The following is a 19,172-nucleotide window of genomic DNA, read 5'->3' on the forward strand; positions in this document are numbered from 1 at the left end:
CAGAAGGCGCATCTGGCTTACCTTGCGTGCATGCACTCTGGGAGGTTCTCATGCATGTTCTGGTGACTGGCGCAGCGGGTTTTATTGGCTACCATCTTTCCCGTCGGCTTCTGGCCGATGGCCACAGCGTTGTGGGCGTTGATAATTGCAACGACTACTACGATGTGCAACTAAAAAAAGACCGTCTGGCCCAACTTGCCGCCATGCCGCAGGCGCGGAATTTTCGACATGAGCCCCTGGACATGGCCGACGGCCCCGCCATGGCTGCCCTGTTTGCCAGCGAGGGATTCACCCATGTGGTCAATCTTGCGGCACAGGCCGGCGTGCGCTACAGCCTCCTGAATCCGGAATCATACCTCAATGCCAACCTGCTGGGCTTTGGACATATTCTTGAAGGCTGCCGCCAGAACAAGGTGGGGCATCTGCTTTTTGCCTCTTCTTCTTCCGTTTACGGCATGAACGCGGCGCGGCCCTATAGCGTGCACCACAATGTTGACCACCCGGTCAGCCTGTATGCGGCTACCAAAAAAAGCAACGAACTCATGGCTCACGCCTACAGCCATCTGTTCCGCATTCCCTGCACGGGGCTGCGCTTTTTTACGGTTTACGGCCCGTGGGGCAGGCCCGACATGGCCCTGCACCTCTTTACCTCGGCCATTGTGCGCGGCGAGCCCATCAAGGTTTTCAACGAGGGCCGCATGCGCCGCGACTTTACCTATATCGACGACATCGTCGAAGGAGTGGTGCGCCTGCTGCCCCTGGCCCCGCAGGCAGACCCCGATTTTGACCCCGAAAACCCCAACCCCGCCAGCAGCTCCGCTCCCTGGCGCATCTACAACATAGGCAACAATAATACGGTGGAACTCAACGATTTCATCAGCACCCTTGAAGACGCCCTTGGCATGAAGGCCCGCAAAGAGCTTTTGCCCATGCAGCCGGGCGATGTTGAATCCACCTGGGCCAATATTGACGACCTCACAGCCGCCACCGGCTTTGCCCCCTCCACGCCCCTCAGCGAAGGCATTGCCCGCTTTGTGGACTGGTACAAAGAGTACTATAAAATATGAACGACACATTCTCCCCATCTGCGGATCATCTGAGCATATCCGCCCCCACGCCCGCCCGGCCTGAAATTCTGGCTCCGGCGGGCGACGCGCCTTCATTCCTGGCCGCTCTTGCAGCCGGGGCAGACGCCATCTATCTGGGCCTCAAGCATTTTTCGGCCCGCATGCAGGCTGAAAACTTTGGCCTTACCGAACTTTCGCGCCTCACAGACCTCGCGCACGCCGAAAACGCGCGCGTCTACGTGGCCATGAATACCTTGGTCAAGCCGGGCGAACCCGCGCAGGCCTATCGGCTTGCGGCACGTCTTGCCCGTCAGGTGCGACCCGACGGGCTCATTGTACAGGATCTGGCCATGCTCGACCTTGCGCGCCAGGCGGGCTTTGAGGGCGGACTTTTTCTCTCCACCCTTGCCAACCTCACACACCCCGAAAGCCTGATTCAGGCCAAGCAGCTGGGCGCTGACCGGGTAATCCTGCCGCGCGAGCTTTCCATCGACGAGATCCGCATGATGGGCGAGGCCTGCCCCGAAGGCCTTGACCTCGAATGCTTTGTGCACGGTGCGCTGTGCTATTGCGTTTCTGGCCGCTGCTACTGGTCAAGCTACATGGGCGGCAAAAGCGGTCTGCGTGGCCGTTGCGTGCAGCCTTGCCGCCGCGTGTACCGTCAGGGCGGCCCCGCTGCCATTGCCCTTGCCCGCAATGCGGAACGCGAGGAACAGGACCGTATGCGCCAGGAACAGTCGCGTATGGATATTGCCCGCAAAAACCGCACCGGACGCGACGGACGCGGCAGGCCCGACAGTCGTGGAAAAGCGGACGACCGCCGCAGCGAATCTTTTGACGCGCCCCGCCGCCCCAGCACGCGCGGGCAGATACGCGGCAAGGAACACAATGGCCGCTGGTTCTCGTGTCTCGACCTTTCGCTGGACGTGCTGGCAAAAACCCTGCTGAACATTCCGCATCTTGTTTCGTGGAAGATCGAAGGCCGCAAAAAGGGCCCGCACTACGTGTACCACGTGGTTACGGCCTACCGCATGCTGCGTGACAATCCCGGCGATGCCCAGGCCCGCAAGGCTGCGGAAGAAATATTGCAGATGTCGCTGGGTCGGCCCGCCTCGCGCGCGCGCTTTTTGCCGCAGAAAGATCATACAATCCCCACAACGCCGGACGGCCAGACCAGCTCCGGTCTGCTGGCAGGCAAGATTCGCATCGAGCCGGAAGGCGGCGTAACGCTCAAGCCCTTCTTTGAACTGCTGCCGCAGGACTACCTGCGCATAGGCGTCGAGGACGAGCGCTGGCACGCAACCATGCCCGTGACCCGGCGCATTCCCAAGGGCGGCAGCCTTACCCTGCGCCTGCCCAAGCACAAGACGCCCAAGGCGGGCACGCCCGTCTTTCTTATCGACAGACGCGAACCAGAGCTCATGCGCATCATCAAAAGCTGGCAGGCACGCCTTGAGGCCATGCCCTCGCGCCCCAGCAAGGCTGTGGAAAGCGACCCGCGCCTGCCCAAGCCCATCAAGGCCAAAACCCGGCCAGACATGTATGTGCGCTCAAGTGTGCCCCATGGCAAGGAAACCCGCACTGGCCGCAACCAGTTGCAGGGTCTCTGGCTTTCGGCCCGCAGCGCCGAGCTTTCGCGCACGGTGGCCCCGCGCATGTGCTGGTGGCTGCCCCCGGTTATCTGGCCTGATGAAGAAGAAACCATTCGCCGTTCAATCATGCGGCTGTGGCGTGACGGCGCGCGGCACTTTGTGTGCAACGCACCGTGGCAGCGCGGCCTGTTCCCCGAGCAGCTGGACGAAAACGCCGATCTGCTGGCCGGGCCTTTTTGCAATGCGGCCAATGCCTCTGCTCTTGGCATACTCGCCAAGATGGGCTTTGTGGGCGCCTTTGTGAGCCCCGAACTGGCGCAGGAAGACATGCTGGCCCTGCCCGCACAAAGCCCCCTGCCGCTGGGCGTGGTGCTCTCCGGCTACTGGCCCGTGGGCATCAGCCGCTTTGGCCTGCTTGGCGTCAAACCCAACGAGCCTTTCCTGAGCCCCATGGGCGAACCCTTCTGGGCGCGCCAGTACGGCGGCAACATCTGGATTTACCCCGGCTGGCCGCTGGATATCACCAGCAAAAGGCAGGAGCTTATGGCGGCTGGCTACGGCTTTTTTGCCCACATGCAGGAAAACCCGCCCGCTTCGGTACCCGACATGCGACGCAAAAGCCTGTTCAACTGGGAAGGAGCCCTGCTGTAAGCCTGCGGGCGGGCAATGGTTGATCCAGCCCGTCACCGCACCCTAACGCATACGCACGGGCCGTCGTCAGAATTTTCTTCTGTCGGCGGCCCATTCGCTGGCGCAGGAACCGCAATGCACACGCAAGATCCCTTTTACAACGCCCGCCAGCTTTTTCCACGTGGGCTTGAACAACCGCAAGGCAGCCTGCGCTTTGGCGCAGATGCCCTTCTGCTGGCAGCCTTTGCCGCGCGAAACGTGGAAAGCATGAACGGGGCGCGGCGCAAAGAGCTTGCGGCGGCAGAGCTAGGCTGCGGCTGTGGTGCGGCCCTGCTGGCGCTGGTTTTGCGTTGCGACACGGTTACGGGGCTTGGGCTGGAAAGGGAGGCACCCCTTGTGCAGGCAGCCTGCGCCAATGCCCGGCATCTGGGCCTCACCGACAGGCTGCGATTTGCGCAGGCAGATCTGGCGGATACGGCATTTATGCCTACCCTGCCCGCTACGTGGGGGTACAGGACTGGCAGCCTTGATCTGGTTATTGCCAACCCCCCATATGGCGTGGAAGGCCGCCCCTCGCCCAGCCACCTGCGCGAACGCGCACTGCGGGGCACACAGGGCAAGGAAGACCGCGCGCACGTGCTGGCGTTTTTTTGCCGGGCCGCCGCCACCCTGCTGCGACATCAGGGATACTTTTTCTGCATCTATGATGCACTGGCGCTGCCTCTGCTGAGTGGCGCGCTGGACGTGGCCGGTTTTGGCCTGCGCACTCTGCTGCCGGTCAGAACGCATGCATCACGGCCCGCTCTGCGGGTGCTCGTGCTGGCCCGCAAAAATACGGCCCACCAGTGCACCATAGAAGCGCCGCTGACGCTGCACACAGGCAAGGCACGTACTGACCAAAGCGGCAAGCCGCAGGTAGATACGGCCCAGGGCACCACGGGCGGTTCCCGCTGGTCGGCACAGGCGCTGCGATTCTGCCCCTGGCTCGCCTGAGGCCGCAAAAAAATCCGCGCCAGCCATATTTAAAACATACTATCAGATATATACACACCATTGCCGCAGGGTGAACCATGAACTTCATAGCTGATCTGCACATTCATTCCCGGTTTTCGCGCGCCACAAGCAAGGCGCTCAATCCCCGTCATCTGGCTGCCTGGGCTCGCTGCAAGGGTATCAACGTGTTGGGTACGGGCGATTTTACGCATCCGCAATGGCGGGCTGATCTGGCGGAACAGCTGGTGCTCGATGAGGAAACCGGCCTGTACCGGCTGGCCGTGGAGCCGGAACCCCTCGATTTTATGGCCGCCTCCACAGGCTCGTACCTGCCGGAAGCCCCTGCCCCACTGTTCATGCTGCAGACAGAGATCAGCTCCATCTACAAGCGCGGCGGCAAGGTGCGCAAGGTACACAACCTTGTGTTTGTGCCCACCCTTGAAGACGCGGAGCGCCTTTCGCGGCGGCTTGCGCAGATCGGCAACCTCAATGCCGACGGCCGCCCCATTCTGGGGCTGGATTCACGCGATCTGCTTGAAATCATGTTGGAATGCGCCCCTGGCTCGGTGATGATTCCCGCCCACGTATGGACGCCCTGGTTTGCGCTGTTTGGCTCAAAATCCGGCTTTGACCGGCTTGAAGACTGCTACGGCGACCTTTCGGAGCACATCTTTGCCCTTGAAACGGGGCTTTCTTCAGACCCTGCCATGAACCGCCTTATCAGCGGACTCGACAACTACGCCCTTGTGTCCAATTCGGACGCGCACTCCGGGGCAAATCTTGGGCGCGAGGCCAATCTTTTTGAGGGCCGTCCCAGCTACGCGGGCATGTTTGCGGCCCTGCGCGCCTCGGCCCGGCGCGAAGACCAGAGCGAGCTGGACTGCCGTTTTCTTGGAACCATGGAATTCTACCCCGACGAGGGCAAGTATCACCTCGATGGTCACCGCGCCTGCAACGTGGTGCTGCAACCCAAGGATTCGCTGGCCCTCGGCAATATCTGCCCTGTGTGCGGCAAGCCGCTGACCGTGGGCGTGCTGCACCGCGTGCTGGAACTGGCCGACCGCGAAACAACGCCGGAACTGCCCCGCGAACCAGAGGTACGGCCCCTCATACCGCTGGCGGAAGTTGTGGGCGAAATTCTTGACGTGGGCCCCACTTCACGCCGGGTGCAGGAGCGATACAGCCGTCTGCTGCGCGAGCTCGGACCAGAGCTGGATATTCTTTGCAGCCTGCCGGAAGCCGACATTCGAGCACACTGGGAGCCGCTGGGTGAGGCCGTGGCCCGCATGCGGCGGGGGCAGGTTTTTCGCGAAGGCGGTTATGACGGCGAATACGGAACGGTGCGTGTTTTTGCGCCAGACGAACTGGCCGATGCCCGCGGCGCCCTGCCGGGTGTAAAAGCGCCTGCCAAACGTGGCCGTAAAAAGGCTGCTGAAACAGCAGGCGAATCGGCAACTATCAGCGCCACCGCTGCCGTGCGGGTGCGCCGGGCCGCACTTCCGCTTGCGGAGAGCGCGGACACCACAGCTGCGGACAATTTTTCTGCCGTAAAATCCGCCGCCCGAACAGAAGCCCCTGCCCGAAGCTTTGCCTACTCCACCGACCAGCAGGCGGTCCTCACTGCCGGGCCAGCACCTGTGCTGGTATTGGCAGGCCCCGGTGCTGGCAAAACCCGCGTGCTCGTGGGTCGCTTGCAGTGGCTTGCCCAGCAGGGCGAAGATATGGGCCGCGTGCTGGCCGTTACCTTTACGCGGCGCGCCGCCAACGAACTGCGCGAGAGACTGGCGGGCGTGTTTTCCGGGTCCCGGGGAGCGGCACCACAGTGCGACACCCTGCACGGGATGGCCTGGGCGGCCTTACGCGCGGCCAGTGGCGACAATCCCCCATTGCTGATGGGCGAAGATGCGGCACTCAGTCTTTTTCGCCTGTCCAACCCAGAGCTGGAACCCCGCGAGGCCCGCAACCTGTGGGACCGCCTTGCACTGGCGCGCGAGGGCGCAACCCTTGACCAAGAGCCCGCCCAAAGCCCGCTGGCGCAGGCCGCAGCCAACTACACGGCCCGCAAAAACGCCAAACAACGCTATGTGGATTACGCCGATCTGCTGGACTGGTGGCTGGCACACGCTGGCACCCGGCCCGAAAGCGCCCGCCCACGGCACGTGCTGGTGGACGAAGTGCAGGATCTTTCTGCCGTGCAGCTCGCAATTGTGCGTGCGCTGCTGCCCGCTGGCGGCAGTGGATTTTTTGGCATTGGCGACCCGGATCAGGCCATTTATGGTTTTCGTGGAGTTGCAGGTCAGAGCGAGGCCAGTTTGCGTGTCTGCTGGCCGGAGCTGGCTGTGTACAGACTGGGGCAAAGTTACCGTTCAAGCCAGAGCGTGCTCGACATGGCCCGCAGCCTTCTGCAGCACAAGGGTCAGTGCGGCCCCCTCAAGGCTGCGCAGCAGCTCACGGCTGACTTGCGCCTCTTTACCGCGCCAGACGAGCACGCCGAAGCCCGCTGGATTGCTGCCCGCGTGCAGCACCTGCTTGGTGCAACGGCCCATACCCTCATGGACAGGCAGGATCCCGACGACCTGCACGGTCTGGCCGGAACCCTCGCCCCCGGCGACGTTGCGGTTCTTGTACGCCTGAAAGCTCAGATCGCCCCCCTGCAGGCGGTCCTTGAAAAGGCGGGAATACCTTGCGCCGCACCCGCTCAGGACACTTTTTGGCAAGACCCTGCCTGCGCGCGGCTGCTGGCCCTGCTCGGCTCTGCTGGCGGCTTTGCGCAGTTTTTTACGGATACCCCCGATGCCGCTGATGATGCCGAATCCTTGCCGGTGGAATGGTGCTCGGCTGTCGGCCTTCCGGCTCCCGAAGCCATGTCCGGCTGGCTGGCGGCCAGGCCGTGGGCGGGCGAGCTTTTTACCGGCGGGCACAGCTGGCGGCAGTTGTGCCGCACATGGAAGCAGAGCGGCAGCTGGTCAGCTTTTTTTGAGCAGCTTGCCTGGCTGCAAGAGGCAGAACTTGTGCGCGAAAAGGCCGAGCGGGTACAGATTTTGACCCTGCATGCCTCCAAGGGGCTTGAATTTCAGGCTGTGTTTATTCCTGGGCTGGAAGACGGCCTGCTGCCCATGCGCCGTGACATGCTGTTTGCAGGTAAGGAAGAGGGATCTGGTCAGGCAGACCCTCTGGATGAAGAGCGCAGACTGCTCTACGTGGGCCTTACACGAGCGGCCCGCGCACTCTTTTTGAGCCATTGCGAGCAGCGTACGCTCTATGGACGCACCCTGCGCCTTTCACCCTCGCCCTTCATGACCCAGATACGCGAATTCTGCCGCCATAGTTCACTGGCCGCCCACACCCGCAAGGAACACAAACAGATCAGCCTCTTTTGATGGGCTGAAGTGTTTGCGTAACAAAAAAGCGACGCAGACGCCTTGATGGGGAGCTGGCACAATGGCAGCCCCATAGCATTGAGAGACATTAGTACAAAGCCCCATGACCGCCATGGGCGGCACGGGGCTTTGACAAAAATTGGGCGCGACTTCTTTTCCGGCTGACAGACGCCATATCCGGCAAAAGCTGTTATGCAGAGTTCGTCGCCTGCACAGGCAGGCAGCGAGGCTATTCTTCCAGCCAGGAGTCGTCTTCAAGCACCTTGTAGCCGCGGACGGTGAGGTACACCACGCCGTCCGCCTCTTCCACAATGCCTGAAACTTCTACGGGCACACTGACCTCGTCATCCAGATCAACACCTGCGCCGCGCGGCATGATGCGATATTCCACATCGTCCTGCACAACAGCAACACGGGCCTGCCTGGCATCCACGGAACGCGGCACTGCCGCAACATAGCCTCTGACGGTAATGGGACTCTTGTTCATAATCTCTAACATTGCCTTCCAATGCCGTTTTTTTCGCCTATAGCCCCTTTTATTTTCTGACGCAAGCTCCCTTGGACAGATGGCCTGTTTTTCTGGCCTGTAGCGCCATTTGACGAGAAAATTTCTGCTACAAACCGATTTTTTTCATCAACTCGTACCAGTGGCCGCGTGATATACCCGCCACCTCGGCGGCCTTGCGCACGTCCTCGCCGCTCAGGTCCCAAACCTGCCGCACATAAGCTTTTTCGGCCTGCAGTTTCCACTCACGCAGACTGGGCGGATTTTGCCCCTCCACATCCTGCCCTGCCACGTCCTGTACAGACAGGCCGCAACTGGCAGCTATGCCCGGAACTGCCGCAACCGTGGGTGCAATCTCGCTTGCACCCCCTGGCATGGCAGAAGCCTGCCCCATGCGCCGCCGCACGCAATCGACACGCATGTGCGTGGGCAGATGTACGGGCAATAACAGGTCCCCCTTGCCAGCAGTCAAGCAGGCCCGCTGAATGCAGTGGATAAGTTCGCGCACGTTGCCCGGCCAGGCGTATTCCAGCAGCATGCCCAGGGTATCGTCTGAAAGATTCTTTTCCGGCTGATCGCTGCCAAGGCAAAAACGGGCAATGGCCTGCCGCGCCAGTGCCGGTATTTCGTCCAGCCTTTCACGCAGAGGCGGAATCACAATGGTGAGGCCCTGCAAGCGATAGAGCAGATCTGAACGAAAGCTGTTTTCCTTGGCCATGAGTTCCAGATTTTTGTTGGTGGCGGCCACCAGCCTGAAGTCGCTGCTGACCTCGCGCACTTCACCCACAGGGCGAAAACGGCGCTGTTCCAGCGCGCGCAAAAAAACTCCCTGCATGGGCTGGGGCAGGTCGCCCACTTCGTCCAGAAACAGCGTCCCCTTGTCGGCGGCCAGCAGCAGACCGTCCCGCGCTCTGTCGGCCCCGGTAAACGCTCCCCGGCTGTGGCCGAAGAGGTGGCTCTCTACCAGAGTTTCAGGCAACGAGGCACAGTCTACCGTGATAAAGGGCTTTGCGGCCCGCGTGCTGTTGCGAAAGAGCGCCCGGGCAAACAGTTCCTTGCCCACGCCGGTTTCGCCCAGTAAAAGCACGTTTACATCGCTTTTTGCGGCCTGCGCCAGAAGCTTGAGAGCGCGGCTGATGCCCTGCCCAGAGCCAAGTATATGCCCGCTGTCCACCACCAGTTCTTCGCTGGCCGGCGTGCGGTTTTGCCTGAATTGCAAAACCTGTTTCAGACACTGCTCAATATCACGCATCTGCAGGGGCTTGGTCAGAAACTCCCACGCTCCGGAGCGCAGGGCCGCCTCGGCATTGTCGCCATCTCCATTGCCGGTAATGACCACCACATCGGGGTTGCCGGGCAAGTGGGCAAAATCGGCCTGATATTCCAGTCCGTTGCCGTCTGGAAGCCAGACATCAAGCAGCACAACGTCCACGGGTTCAGCAACCATGCCCAAAGCTTCCTGAATGTTGCCCGCGAGCAGGGCTTCGTGCCCCATACGGTTGCAGACAACCTGCACCATGGTGCGCATAAGCCCCTCGTCGTCCACCACAAGCACTCTGGCCATCAGTCTGACTCCTTGCGCGTGCGCAGCGCATTGATTGTAGCTGATCCTTTTATTTCCCTTGCCAGCATCCGCTTACTCCGTCGCATCAGCATGCGGCCCTGCCGCCAATGCTGCGTCAGCTTCAAGCATTGCCTCGCGCAGGGCGTGGGCAGCTTCTGGCAGATGACTGGCAGTGGCGTTTTCTGCCGCTGCGGCTGCCACGCGCAAACGGTCAAGCCGCATGATACCCGCCGAATTTTTACAGGCATGGGCCGTGCGGCGTATCTGTTCCTCGTCAAGCGCTGCCATGGCGGCATCGAGCGCCACCAGCCGCTCCTGCAGCTCGCCGGCCAGCACATCCACAAGGCTTTTGAGCACTACGGCGTCGTTATCCACCGCTTCGAGAGCGGCTTTGCGGTTCCACACTGCGGGCTGGCTGGTGGAGCATTGCGGGTTGCTTGTATCATCAATGGATTTGGAAGCTTTCCTGTTTTCATTGCTCATTGCGATATTGTCCAGATTCTGCGGTTCTACCTGCTGCGCCGGTGCAGTTTGACCTGTGCCCGTCGCTTTTTTGGCAGCAACAATTTTTTCCAGCTGGCAACGCAGCTGGGCAAAGCTCAAGGGCTTCAAAAATACGCCGTCAGCGCCAAGAGACTCACATTTTTGCACAAATTCGATGCTGGCTGTGGCAGTATAGACCACCGCCAGTGTTTCGCGATGAGCCAGGGTTTCACCATTGCGCAGCCCGGCAAGCACTTCGAGCCCGCTTATACCGGGCAACCGGCTGTCGAGTATGAGCATATCCCACGGCCCCTGACGGGGGTCGCGCAATATCTCGAGCGCCTTTTCGCCGCTGGATACGGTCATGGGTTCCGCTCCCATGCCCTTGAGCATCTGTCGCAGGGCATAGGCAATGGAGGCGGTGTCTTCCGCAACCAGCACTTTTTTGTCTTGCAGGCTCATGTGTTCACACTGCATCCCATAATCAGCAGTACAGCCCGCTGGCTGCGACTGGTCGCAGGGTTGCAACAGCACATCGAGCGTAAAGCAGGCCCCCTGCCCCGGGCGTGATGCAAGCCGCACGTCGCCACCCATCAGCCGAGCCAGCGTGCGCGCAATATTCAGCCCCAAACCTGTTCCGGAAGTGTGGGCGCTGCCGCGCCCGCGCTGAAAACTCTCGAACACCCGCACCTGGTCTTCTTCGGCCAGACCAGGACCGGTATCTGTAACCGCAACGGTCAGGCGCAAGCCTTCGGCTGTGTTCTCAATAACTGTGGCGTAGACCCTTACGGAACCCGAATCCGTGAATTTTACCGCATTGCTGATGATATTGCCCAGAGCCTGTCGCAGACGAAAGCTGTCGCCCACTGCACAGGCGGGCAGGCTGTTCTCCATGCCCAGGGTAAGCGTGATTTCCTTGCTGTCGGCTATGGGTCGGTACAGATTTACGCAGTCGGCAAGGCACTGGCGCAGGTCAAAGGGAGCAGCCCGCAGGGCAGGTGTACCCTGTTCCAGCGCCGCGTGGTCCATGATGTCGTTGACCATTTCGCGCAGTGCTTCTGCCGCCTGAACCAGATAGGACAGTGCTTTTTTGCGCTCTGCTTCGGGCAGTTCCTTTTTTTGGGCCAGTTCGCTCATGCCCACTATGGCCGTGAGCGGCGTGCGCATGTCGTGGCTCAGGTGGCCCATAAACGTGCTTTTCATGCGGCTGGCTTCTTCTGCCAGCCAGCGCCGGTGTGTAAGATTGAACGTGATACCGCCGATGGCCAGCACACCGGTGACCGCAAGCAGGCCATAGAGCAGCCGCATGTTGTGCAACTGCTTGTCGAGGCTTTTCTGAAAAATTGTGGTGTCCTGGCTAACACTTATACCGCCCAGCACTTCTCCCACCTGCCTGCCCACATGGCAGCGCAGACAGCTCTGCTGGGCTATAAGAACGCTGAGCAGTCGCAGGCCCTGTTTGCCGCCGTGCTGCGGCGAGGTGAATACCTCGGGGGTTTCTTCGGCGCAGCGTGACAGTGCTGACCGCTCCCACACGTCGGCCATGTTTTCTGGCCTGAGCGGCGAACTGCTGACCACGCTGATGGTCACGCCCTCACGCGAGCTGCGCTCTGCCAGCTGCCGACTCATGTAGGCCGGATTTACCAGCACAAGGGTGCGGCCATCCTGCGTTGTGACGGTTCGCTCGGATTCCGGCAGCCAGAGATTGGGTTGCCCATATTCACTTTGCGCTACATACACGCCGCCATGTGCAGCATTCCAGTTTCTGGCGTCCATTAATTGCTGCGCCATTGTAGAAAGTCGTGTATGCTCCAGTTCGAGGCTGTGTTCGGCGTTGGTCTGCACTGCCTGTCTGTACAACACGCCAGTTAGTACCAGCCACGCCAGACTGGCAGCCAGAGCCAACCACGGCATCTTTTTTGATTTTTTTATTGATTCGCGTAGCATTGCTCACCTTCTGGTGTGAGTTGTCATATTTTTATGAATTTGTCTTATTTTTCTGATTTTTTCTGTGATAGCAATCACGTTTTCCCAGTGCATTCTGATTAACCATGTTATTTTTATACTTATTATTTTTTTAATTTATTTGCGTTTTTTGGTACGGTTCTTGTTTTCTTGACTGGGTTGCCGCCATTGGGGCGGCACGTTAGGAGCGAGTTAAGGAGGCTCTATGGGAACACCCCGCAATGGACCATGGCTTAAGGTGCTGTTGGGCGGCGTTGCGGCGGGAATGGTGCTTTTGGGTGTGCTTGCGTACGCCATGACGACAACTGACCAGCGACCGTTTTGCTCCAGTTGTCACATAATGCAGGAAGCGGCCGTAACCCAGAAAATGGGTACACATGCCAAGCTTTCCTGTAATGAGTGCCATGCCCCGCACAATCTGCTGGCCAAGCTGCCGTTCAAAGCCCAGGAAGGCTTACGTGACGTTATCGGCAACATTTCAGGCCACGACATTCCGCGCCCTCTGAGTGTTCGTACCAAGGATGTGGTTAATGCCAACTGCATGGCCTGCCATAGTCAGACCAATGTAAACGTGGCCAGCATGAACGCCAAACCCTACTGTGTGGATTGCCACCGGGGTGTTGCCCACATGCGCATGATGCCCATAAGCACAAGGACGGTAGCCAATGACTAAGAGCAACATACACAAGGCCCTGGGAGCGGCGGCCCTGCTTGGCATGGTTTTGCTTACGGGCTGTCAGGATGTTTCCACAGACCTCAAACCTCCCAAGTACAAAACCTCCATTCCTGAAAATGCCACCCGCATTTCTTCGTTCAAGGCGGAATTTCCCCAGCAGTACGCCTCGTATATGAAGAACAACGAAACTTCGGTAATGACGGAATACAAGGGGTCCATTCCCTACCACAAGAATGACAACGTCAACCCGTTGCCCAAGGGATTCAAGCACGCTCAGCCCTATCTCAAAAACCTGTGGCTGGGTTACCCCTTTATGTACGAATACAATGAAGCCCGTGGCCACACTTATGCCATCGAGGACTTTGTAAACATCGACCGCATCAACCGCTTTGCCGCCGACGGCAAGGGCGGCCTGCCCGCCACCTGCTGGAACTGCAAAACTCCCAAGATGATGGAATGGGTCAAGCAGTACGGCGATGCTTTCTGGTCCAAGGACGTCAACGAATTCCGCGGCAAGGACAAGATCGACGGCATGGACGAAACCATTGGTTGCGCCAACTGCCACGACCCTGTGACCATGGAACTGCGCCCCTACTCCGAGCCTCTCAAGGACTGGCTGAAGCGTAGTGGACAGGACTGGGCCAAGCTTTCGCGCAACCAGAAGCGTAGCCTCGTGTGCGCCCAGTGCCACGTGGAATACTACTTTACCCACAAGGACAACGGCCCCGCCGCCAAGCCCGTGTTCCCCTGGGACAACGGCTTCAACCCCGAAGACATGTACCAGTACTACAAGGGTCATGGCCCCAAGGGTGCTGACGGCAAGCCCGGTCCGTTCTCTGACTGGACGCACGCCGCTTCAAAGGTTGGCATGGTCAAGATGCAGCATCCTGACTACGAAATGTTCCAGGATGGCCCCCACGGCGCCGCTGGCGTAGCCTGCGCCGACTGCCACATGCCCTACATGCGTGAAGGCGGCAAGAAGGTTTCCAGCCACTGGATGACCTCACCTCTCAAGGATCCGGAACTGCGCGCATGCCGCCAGTGCCATGCCGACAAGACTGCCGACTACCTGCGCAGCCGCGTGGAATACACGCAAAAGAAGGCCTTTGACCAGTTGCTCAAGGCCCAGGAAATCTCGGTCAAGGCCCATGAAGCTGTTCGCCTTGCCAATGGCTACGAAGGCAAGCGTTCGCCCGATTATGACGCGCTCATGACCGAAGCCCGCGAAATGGTCCGCAAGGGCCAGCTGTTCTGGGATTATGTTTCTGCAGAAAACAGCGTTGGTTTCCACAACCCTGCCAAGACGCTTGATACGCTCATGACCTCCATGGAATGCAGCCAGAAGGCTGTTGACCTTGCCACCAAGGCCACGGAATTTGGCATTGCAGAGCAGCTTGCCAAGGACATCAAGGAAACGGTGCCCCCGATTCTTGAAATGAGCCGCAAGTTGCAGCAGGACCCCGAGTTCCTCAAGAAGAACCCCTGGACCAAGCTGCTGCCCGCTCTGCCCAAGGCAGACCAGGTATGGGATGGCCAGACCCGCATTACCTCTGAGGCCAAGCCCGCCCAGTAATCCAACTCAAATGCGAGGCCTTTGCCCGGCAAGGGCCTCGCACAGTTTCTCCGTACGCACAGGCCCTGCGCAAGTGGGGCCTGTGTGCGTTTTTGTCCTCTGGTAAATTGCTTCGGGCAATTACTGCTTTCAATTGCAAAAGTTTTTTGCTCTGTTATGCCTATCATGCTCATATCAGGCACGTTATTTGCTTAATTCTTTGCAGCACCCAGAGTGTTAAGTTTTTGACATTTGCAGATTAATCTGCAAACACGGCAGGTTGCAGCATGGAAGCAGCAATGCACACACACAATTGGCGCATTTGGCGCAACATGGCTCTTCTCCTGGTTTGCGCCGTTCTTCTGACAGCGTGCGGCGCATTCAGGTCTGCGCCAGATTCTGGCCCTGCGCCCGAATCTGCCCGCAAGGCGGTAAAAACGGCTTACACCCAGATGGGCAAAAAGTATCGGCCAGGCGGAGCTTCTCCACAAAAGGGCTTTGACTGTTCAGGTCTTATCTGGTGGGCATACCGCGAAAACGGCGTAAAGGTGCCGCGTATCACCACCGACCAGGCCAACGCAGGACAGAAGATTTCCCTTTCTGACGCCAGACAGGGTGATATTCTCGTTTTCCGCACAGGTTCCGGACCGCGCGGCTTGCACACAGGCATTTACGCCGGTGGCAATTCATTTATCCACAGCCCGCGACGGGGTGAAAATGTGCGTGTGGAAAGCCTTGAGGTTCCATACTGGCGCAACAAGCTTATTGCCGTGCGCAGGGTGGTGTACTGATTCGCAGTATCGCCACTGCGCAATGGCGCAACAACTTTCAAAGGCGGTAACGGCATTGCCTGTACCGCCTTTTCTGTTTGCTGACTTGCTATTAAATTTTGTTTGGAGTATTTCAAAAAGAATTATTTCGGAATCACTTTGTTGCTGATTTCCGCTTCTGCCCACTCCCCTCATTTTATTCAATTTGCCGGGTTACGACCTGCCAGATCGACTGGTGGTGTACCTTTACCGGTACGGGAGGAAACATGGCACGCAAGGCTGCTGTAGCTGAAAGCCTGTTGAGTATTGCGGATATTTCACGCCATTTTTCCCTGCCAGAATCCACTACCCGCTATTACTGCAAGCGCTTTGCGCAATTTATCCCCAGTGTGGGTGATGGCCGAAGAAGACGCTATAGGCGCGAAACGCTCGACGTTATTTCCGCAATACTCGAGCAGATGCAAAAATCGCGCACGGCTGCGGCTGTGGAGGATGCGCTTTCCGCGCGCTTTCCCCGTAACGCCGTGGCGGTTGCGGATACCGCACCTGCGCACGAAGTTTCTGATCTTGCGGTAGCCAACGAATTTTTTCCTTCTGCCGCACTGCAGATTCTAGAGCGGCAGACCAGCGCCATCGAGGGCATCGCCCACCTGCTACAGCTGGTGGTGCAACGCCTGCCGGTAGCAGGTAATGCGGCCCCGCCAGAAGTGGGCGAACTGCGGCAAGAGGTAGCCAACCTGCGTACCCTGCTCGACGCCTCAGAAAAAACGCAGCAGGCCGATCTTGACCAGCTGCGCACGTGGATGACCAAAGTAATCCGCAATCGCGGAAACACCAGTCAGCAATAAACACATTTGCCAAAAAAAGAGCAGACCGTTGATGCGGTCTGCTCTTTTTTTGCGTCACGTTGCGCTTTTGGGTATCACAGCAGGCACACCTGCCCCCGCATAAAAGCGTATCTGGCTATGATTGCGGCAAAGCTTGTCGAGCTGCGCTATTGATGCGGATACGTCGCCGTATGCCTTGAAATGGGTCTGGTGTTGGTTTTAAGCGCAGAACCAGGGATATCCTGAAAGCACTGTACAAACACTTTTACAGGCTGCCCTGTCCTTTTTAAGCCTGTTCTGTGTGCTGTGGTCGGGTTGCGATCAAAAACCATTTATTGATGGCGCGGTCCCGCGCCCAACCAGCAGGCCTACACCCTTTCCAGCCAGACCAGAGGAACACCGGTTGCGGTTGTGCTTTTCTTGAATGGCCTGAAACCAAACCTTCCGTACAACCGCAGGTTGCGCTCGCTTCTGGTACTGGTAAACAGCACCAGCCGGTTGGTCTGCCCCTGTTTTTTTACATGGGCAATTATGGCTTCAAGCAAGGCTGAACCACAGCCTCTGCCCTGCCACTGCGGCAGCACTGCCAGCCTACCGATATAAAAACCGTCCGAAGCCAAATGGCCCCGGACGGTTCCCACAAGTGCTCCGCCGTCATTCACGGCCTTGAGTATGATGCCCTTGCGCAAGTCTTCTGCAAGTTCATCAAGCGTCTGGGTCATGGGCGGGATATTCCAGTCATTTACCAGCTGCGCCTCGGCCGTAAAAGCAGCCTTTTGCAATGCCAGAATTCCGGACAGATCCTGCTGGCGCACCGGCAGTATGTTCATTCTCTACTTGCTGTTTTTGAGCGCCATATCAACAGCGCTCTTGAACAGGTCAAGCGGCAGAGCGCCTCGCACCACAAGGTTGTTTACAAGAAAATACGGGGTACCTTCGATGCCCAGTTTTTGCGCATCCTGCTGGTCTTCGGCTATGATGTCCGTAACCTTCTTGCTGTGCACATCCTTGGCAAGGCGCTTCATATCCACATTCAGGCCTTCGGCCGTCTTTTTCAAGAAGGCCTCGCCATCGGCAATAAGCTTGTCGCGATCAGCAAACAGGGCCTTGTAGAACTGCCAGGCCTTTTCTTCGCTCTGCTGCGATATGGCCACAAAATAAGCCGAGGCGATGTTGGCTGGGCCCTTTTCGTCCAGAGGCATGTTTTTAAAAACAAGGCTCACGTCCTTGCCGTATTCCTGCAAAAGAGCATCTACGGTTTTGGATGCCTGCTGGCAAAAATGGCAGGTAAAGTCAGAGAAAGCCACAATGCGCACCTTGGCCTTGGGCGACCCCATGACCGGACGGCCTTCGGTCTTGACCGTTTTGTTCACCTTCATGTCTGCTGCCCACTGGGCTTCAAGGCTGTGCAGACGACGCAGGTTTGAACCCTGCTGTGCTATATCAAGCACAGATTCGCTTTGCCTGCGCAAAACATCCATGACCAGGTCAGGACGCTCGCGGAACAGTTTTTCAAGGAACTGGGGCAGATTTTCTTCGGTAATCTCTACCGCGTTAGCCACAGCGCACTGCATTCCCGGTACAGCCCCAGCCAGCATGCTGGAGGCCAGAAACATGGCCGCAGCAATTTTTTTCCCACTATTCATCGTGTTCTTCCTTATAAGCAAAATTCGCTAGCCCTGCCCCGCCTCAAGGCGAACCTGGGTAACGGCGTCTTCAATTTTAAAAAGCAGCTCATCAATGTCAACAGGCTTCATCAGGTAGCCAAAAGCGCCTTCGGTCATTGCCTGTACGGCAAGCTGCATGTCTGCATGACCAGATAACAGAATCACCTGAGTTTTAGGCCAACGTGAATGGATAATCTGCAGAGCAGACATGCCATCCATTACCGGCATTTTTACATCCATTATAATTATTCCAAAGGCAAACTGGCCCATGGCGTCCACTGCTTCCTGCCCGTTGGCAGCCGTTTGGCAGTCGTATCCTCTCCGCCCAAGTCGTTTGGACAGGATACGTGTTACGTCTGATTCGTCGTCAACCAGCAGTATTTTTGTTTTTTCCATATGCGCTCCAGCCAAGGGATTGTGCCAGTTTTTCTACGCTTTTACTTGTTGTGGGCAAGTTTACGCGGCAATTTTTGGCTTTTAGCCTTGACGCTCCTTATCCACTCTTTTACAAACAACCCAGTACAGCTGCTCGTGTAGTTCATGTTTCATGTGAAACACGAAGTTTAAAAACTTCATGTACAGCCTCACAAGCTGCCGATCAGCAAGAAATTTCATGCTCGTTGACGTACCTGCTCCCTAGCCAAAAAACACATAGGTTGAAGCAGAACTTCCTCTAAATTCAGTCAACACGACTGGGAGGCCTCAATGGCGCGTATTATTTCCATTGCCAATCAAAAAGGCGGGGTCGGCAAAACCACCACTGCCATCAACCTTTCCGCCGCTCTGGCAGTTATGGAAAAAAAAGTTCTGCTCGTTGACTGCGACCCACAGGCAAACAGCACAAGCGGTATTGGCCTGCACCAGGAAGATTTGCACGGCGATCTGTACAATACTTTTTATGAGCCGGAAAAGCTCAAAGAAAACATTGCCAAGACCCGCTCACCCTTTCTCGACATACTGCCCGCCAGCACCAATCTTGTTGCCGTTGAACTTGAGCTGGTGGACAAAATGGCGCGCGAATTCTTTTTGGATGAATGCCTCAAAAGTGTGCGCAACGACTACGAGTACATTATACTCGACTGCCCTCCCTCGCTGGGGCTGCTCACCCTCAATGCACTGTGCGCATCACGCGAACTGCTTATTCCGCTTCAGTGCGAATTTTTCGCACTCGAGGGCATTGTAAAATTATTGCAGACCTACGAGCAGGTAAAAAAACGTCTGAACCCTGACCTTTCCCTGCTGGGTGTAGTTCTCACCATGTACGATACGCGCAACCGTCTTACCCGCGAAGTAAAAAACGAAGTGCGCCGCTGTTTTCCCGAGCACCTGTTTGAAACGGTCATACCGCGCAACGTGCGTCTTTCAGAGGCGCCCAGCCACGGCAAGTCCATCATCCATTACGACATCAAATCCAAGGGTGCAGAGGCTTATCTGGGCCTGGCAAAAGAAATTGTTTTGCGCAGACCCAGCAAAAAGAACACCGTGCTGCAATAACAATGCA

At 58.0% G+C, this 19,172-nt stretch carries 15 protein-coding genes; 9 read left to right on the forward strand and 6 right to left on the reverse strand.

Annotated elements, in window-relative coordinates; genetic code table 11:
* The first annotated feature begins 50 nt into the window (after window positions 1-50).
* The 4 genes from F8N36_RS04220 (at window position 51) to F8N36_RS04235 (ending at window position 7,662) form a co-directional block, all read left to right on the forward strand.
* Window positions 51-1,067, forward strand: coding sequence for an NAD-dependent epimerase (locus F8N36_RS04220; protein WP_291331552.1), 1,017 nt, complete (start codon window positions 51-53; stop codon window positions 1,065-1,067).
* A complete protein-coding gene (locus F8N36_RS04225) occupies window positions 1,064-3,310 on the forward strand; it encodes a peptidase U32 family protein (protein WP_291331553.1) in 2,247 nt (748 codons plus the stop codon). Before F8N36_RS04220 ends, F8N36_RS04225 begins: the two co-directional genes overlap by 4 nt.
* A gap of 114 nt (window positions 3,311-3,424) precedes the next feature.
* Window positions 3,425-4,282, forward strand: a complete 858-nt coding sequence (locus tag F8N36_RS04230) for an N-6 DNA methylase (RefSeq protein WP_291331554.1) — start codon at window positions 3,425-3,427, stop codon at window positions 4,280-4,282.
* 77 nt (window positions 4,283-4,359) lie between these two features.
* Window positions 4,360-7,662, forward strand: coding sequence for a UvrD-helicase domain-containing protein (locus F8N36_RS04235; protein WP_291331555.1), 3,303 nt, complete (start codon window positions 4,360-4,362; stop codon window positions 7,660-7,662).
* A gap of 229 nt (window positions 7,663-7,891) precedes the next feature.
* Here F8N36_RS04235 and F8N36_RS04240 read toward each other — a convergent pair whose 3' ends face one another.
* From F8N36_RS04240 to F8N36_RS04250, 3 genes are all read right to left on the reverse strand, one after another.
* Window positions 7,892-8,149 (reverse strand): hypothetical protein, encoded by a 258-nt coding sequence (locus tag F8N36_RS04240; RefSeq protein WP_291331556.1) that lies wholly within the window; start codon window positions 8,147-8,149, stop codon window positions 7,892-7,894.
* A gap of 127 nt (window positions 8,150-8,276) precedes the next feature.
* Window positions 8,277-9,731: a sigma-54 dependent transcriptional regulator gene (locus F8N36_RS04245; RefSeq protein WP_291331557.1), complete on the reverse strand. Its 1,455-nt coding sequence runs from the start codon at window positions 9,729-9,731 to the stop codon at window positions 8,277-8,279.
* A 72-nt stretch (window positions 9,732-9,803) separates the two neighbouring features.
* Window positions 9,804-12,128 carry an ATP-binding protein gene (locus tag F8N36_RS04250; RefSeq protein ID WP_291331558.1) on the reverse strand — a complete coding sequence of 775 codons (2,325 nt, stop codon included), beginning with the start codon at window positions 12,126-12,128 and terminating at the stop codon, window positions 9,804-9,806.
* Window positions 12,129-12,384: 256 nt separating this feature from the next.
* Here F8N36_RS04250 and F8N36_RS04255 point away from each other — a divergent pair, with 256 nt between their 5' ends.
* From F8N36_RS04255 to F8N36_RS04270, 4 genes are all read left to right on the forward strand, one after another.
* Window positions 12,385-12,852 (forward strand): NapC/NirT family cytochrome c, encoded by a 468-nt coding sequence (locus tag F8N36_RS04255; protein ID WP_291331559.1) that lies wholly within the window; start codon window positions 12,385-12,387, stop codon window positions 12,850-12,852.
* On the forward strand, window positions 12,845-14,428 hold the full coding sequence (locus F8N36_RS04260; RefSeq protein WP_291331560.1) for an ammonia-forming cytochrome c nitrite reductase subunit c552: 1,584 nt from the start codon (window positions 12,845-12,847) through the stop codon (window positions 14,426-14,428). Before F8N36_RS04255 ends, F8N36_RS04260 begins: the two co-directional genes overlap by 8 nt.
* Before the next feature lie 311 nt (window positions 14,429-14,739).
* Entirely contained in the window at window positions 14,740-15,198 is a 459-nt protein-coding gene (locus tag F8N36_RS04265; RefSeq protein ID WP_291331561.1) for a C40 family peptidase, read from the forward strand.
* 245 nt (window positions 15,199-15,443) lie between these two features.
* Entirely contained in the window at window positions 15,444-16,025 is a 582-nt protein-coding gene (locus tag F8N36_RS04270; RefSeq protein WP_291331562.1) for a MerR family transcriptional regulator, read from the forward strand.
* Between the two features lie 347 nt (window positions 16,026-16,372).
* Here the strand turns inward: F8N36_RS04270 and F8N36_RS04275 are convergent, their stop codons facing one another.
* The 3 genes from F8N36_RS04275 to F8N36_RS04285 are packed head-to-tail and all read right to left on the reverse strand — an operon-like array spanning window position 16,373 to window position 18,067.
* Window positions 16,373-16,834 (reverse strand): GNAT family N-acetyltransferase, encoded by a 462-nt coding sequence (locus F8N36_RS04275; RefSeq protein ID WP_291331563.1) that lies wholly within the window; start codon window positions 16,832-16,834, stop codon window positions 16,373-16,375.
* A gap of 3 nt (window positions 16,835-16,837) precedes the next feature.
* A complete protein-coding gene (locus tag F8N36_RS04280) occupies window positions 16,838-17,650 on the reverse strand; it encodes a thioredoxin domain-containing protein (RefSeq protein ID WP_291331564.1) in 813 nt (270 codons plus the stop codon).
* A gap of 27 nt (window positions 17,651-17,677) precedes the next feature.
* The gene (locus F8N36_RS04285) at window positions 17,678-18,067 is read right to left on the reverse strand and encodes a response regulator (RefSeq protein WP_291331565.1); all 390 of its coding nucleotides are present in this window, start codon (window positions 18,065-18,067) and stop codon (window positions 17,678-17,680) included.
* A gap of 309 nt (window positions 18,068-18,376) precedes the next feature.
* Between F8N36_RS04285 and F8N36_RS04290 the strand changes: the two genes are divergently transcribed.
* Window positions 18,377-19,165, forward strand: coding sequence for a ParA family protein (locus F8N36_RS04290; protein ID WP_136398550.1), 789 nt, complete (start codon window positions 18,377-18,379; stop codon window positions 19,163-19,165).
* Window positions 19,166-19,172 lie beyond the last annotated feature (7 nt).

It is taken from the genome of Desulfovibrio sp., from assembly GCF_009712225.1.
In the GTDB taxonomy this organism is placed as follows: Bacteria; Desulfobacterota; Desulfovibrionia; order Desulfovibrionales; family Desulfovibrionaceae; genus Desulfovibrio.

Bases quoted from the DNA above. Each gene is read 5' to 3' on its own strand.
- F8N36_RS04220 (WP_291331552.1), top strand. From the start codon at position 51: ATGCATGTTCTGGTGACTGGCGCAGCGGGTTTTATTGGCTACCATCTT.
- F8N36_RS04225 (WP_291331553.1), top strand. From the start codon at position 1,064: ATGAACGACACATTCTCCCCATCTGCGGATCATCTGAGCATATCCGCC.
- F8N36_RS04230 (WP_291331554.1), top strand. From the start codon at position 3,425: ATGCACACGCAAGATCCCTTTTACAACGCCCGCCAGCTTTTTCCACGT.
- F8N36_RS04235 (WP_291331555.1), top strand. From the start codon at position 4,360: ATGAACTTCATAGCTGATCTGCACATTCATTCCCGGTTTTCGCGCGCC.
- F8N36_RS04240 (WP_291331556.1), bottom strand. From the start codon at position 8,149: ATGAACAAGAGTCCCATTACCGTCAGAGGCTATGTTGCGGCAGTGCCG.
- F8N36_RS04245 (WP_291331557.1), bottom strand. From the start codon at position 9,731: ATGGCCAGAGTGCTTGTGGTGGACGACGAGGGGCTTATGCGCACCATG.
- F8N36_RS04250 (WP_291331558.1), bottom strand. From the start codon at position 12,128: ATGCCGTGGTTGGCTCTGGCTGCCAGTCTGGCGTGGCTGGTACTAACT.
- F8N36_RS04255 (WP_291331559.1), top strand. From the start codon at position 12,385: ATGGGAACACCCCGCAATGGACCATGGCTTAAGGTGCTGTTGGGCGGC.
- F8N36_RS04260 (WP_291331560.1), top strand. From the start codon at position 12,845: ATGACTAAGAGCAACATACACAAGGCCCTGGGAGCGGCGGCCCTGCTT.
- F8N36_RS04265 (WP_291331561.1), top strand. From the start codon at position 14,740: ATGGCTCTTCTCCTGGTTTGCGCCGTTCTTCTGACAGCGTGCGGCGCA.
- F8N36_RS04270 (WP_291331562.1), top strand. From the start codon at position 15,444: ATGGCACGCAAGGCTGCTGTAGCTGAAAGCCTGTTGAGTATTGCGGAT.
- F8N36_RS04275 (WP_291331563.1), bottom strand. From the start codon at position 16,834: ATGAACATACTGCCGGTGCGCCAGCAGGATCTGTCCGGAATTCTGGCA.
- F8N36_RS04280 (WP_291331564.1), bottom strand. From the start codon at position 17,650: ATGAATAGTGGGAAAAAAATTGCTGCGGCCATGTTTCTGGCCTCCAGC.
- F8N36_RS04285 (WP_291331565.1), bottom strand. From the start codon at position 18,067: ATGGAAAAAACAAAAATACTGCTGGTTGACGACGAATCAGACGTAACA.
- F8N36_RS04290 (WP_136398550.1), top strand. From the start codon at position 18,377: ATGGCGCGTATTATTTCCATTGCCAATCAAAAAGGCGGGGTCGGCAAA.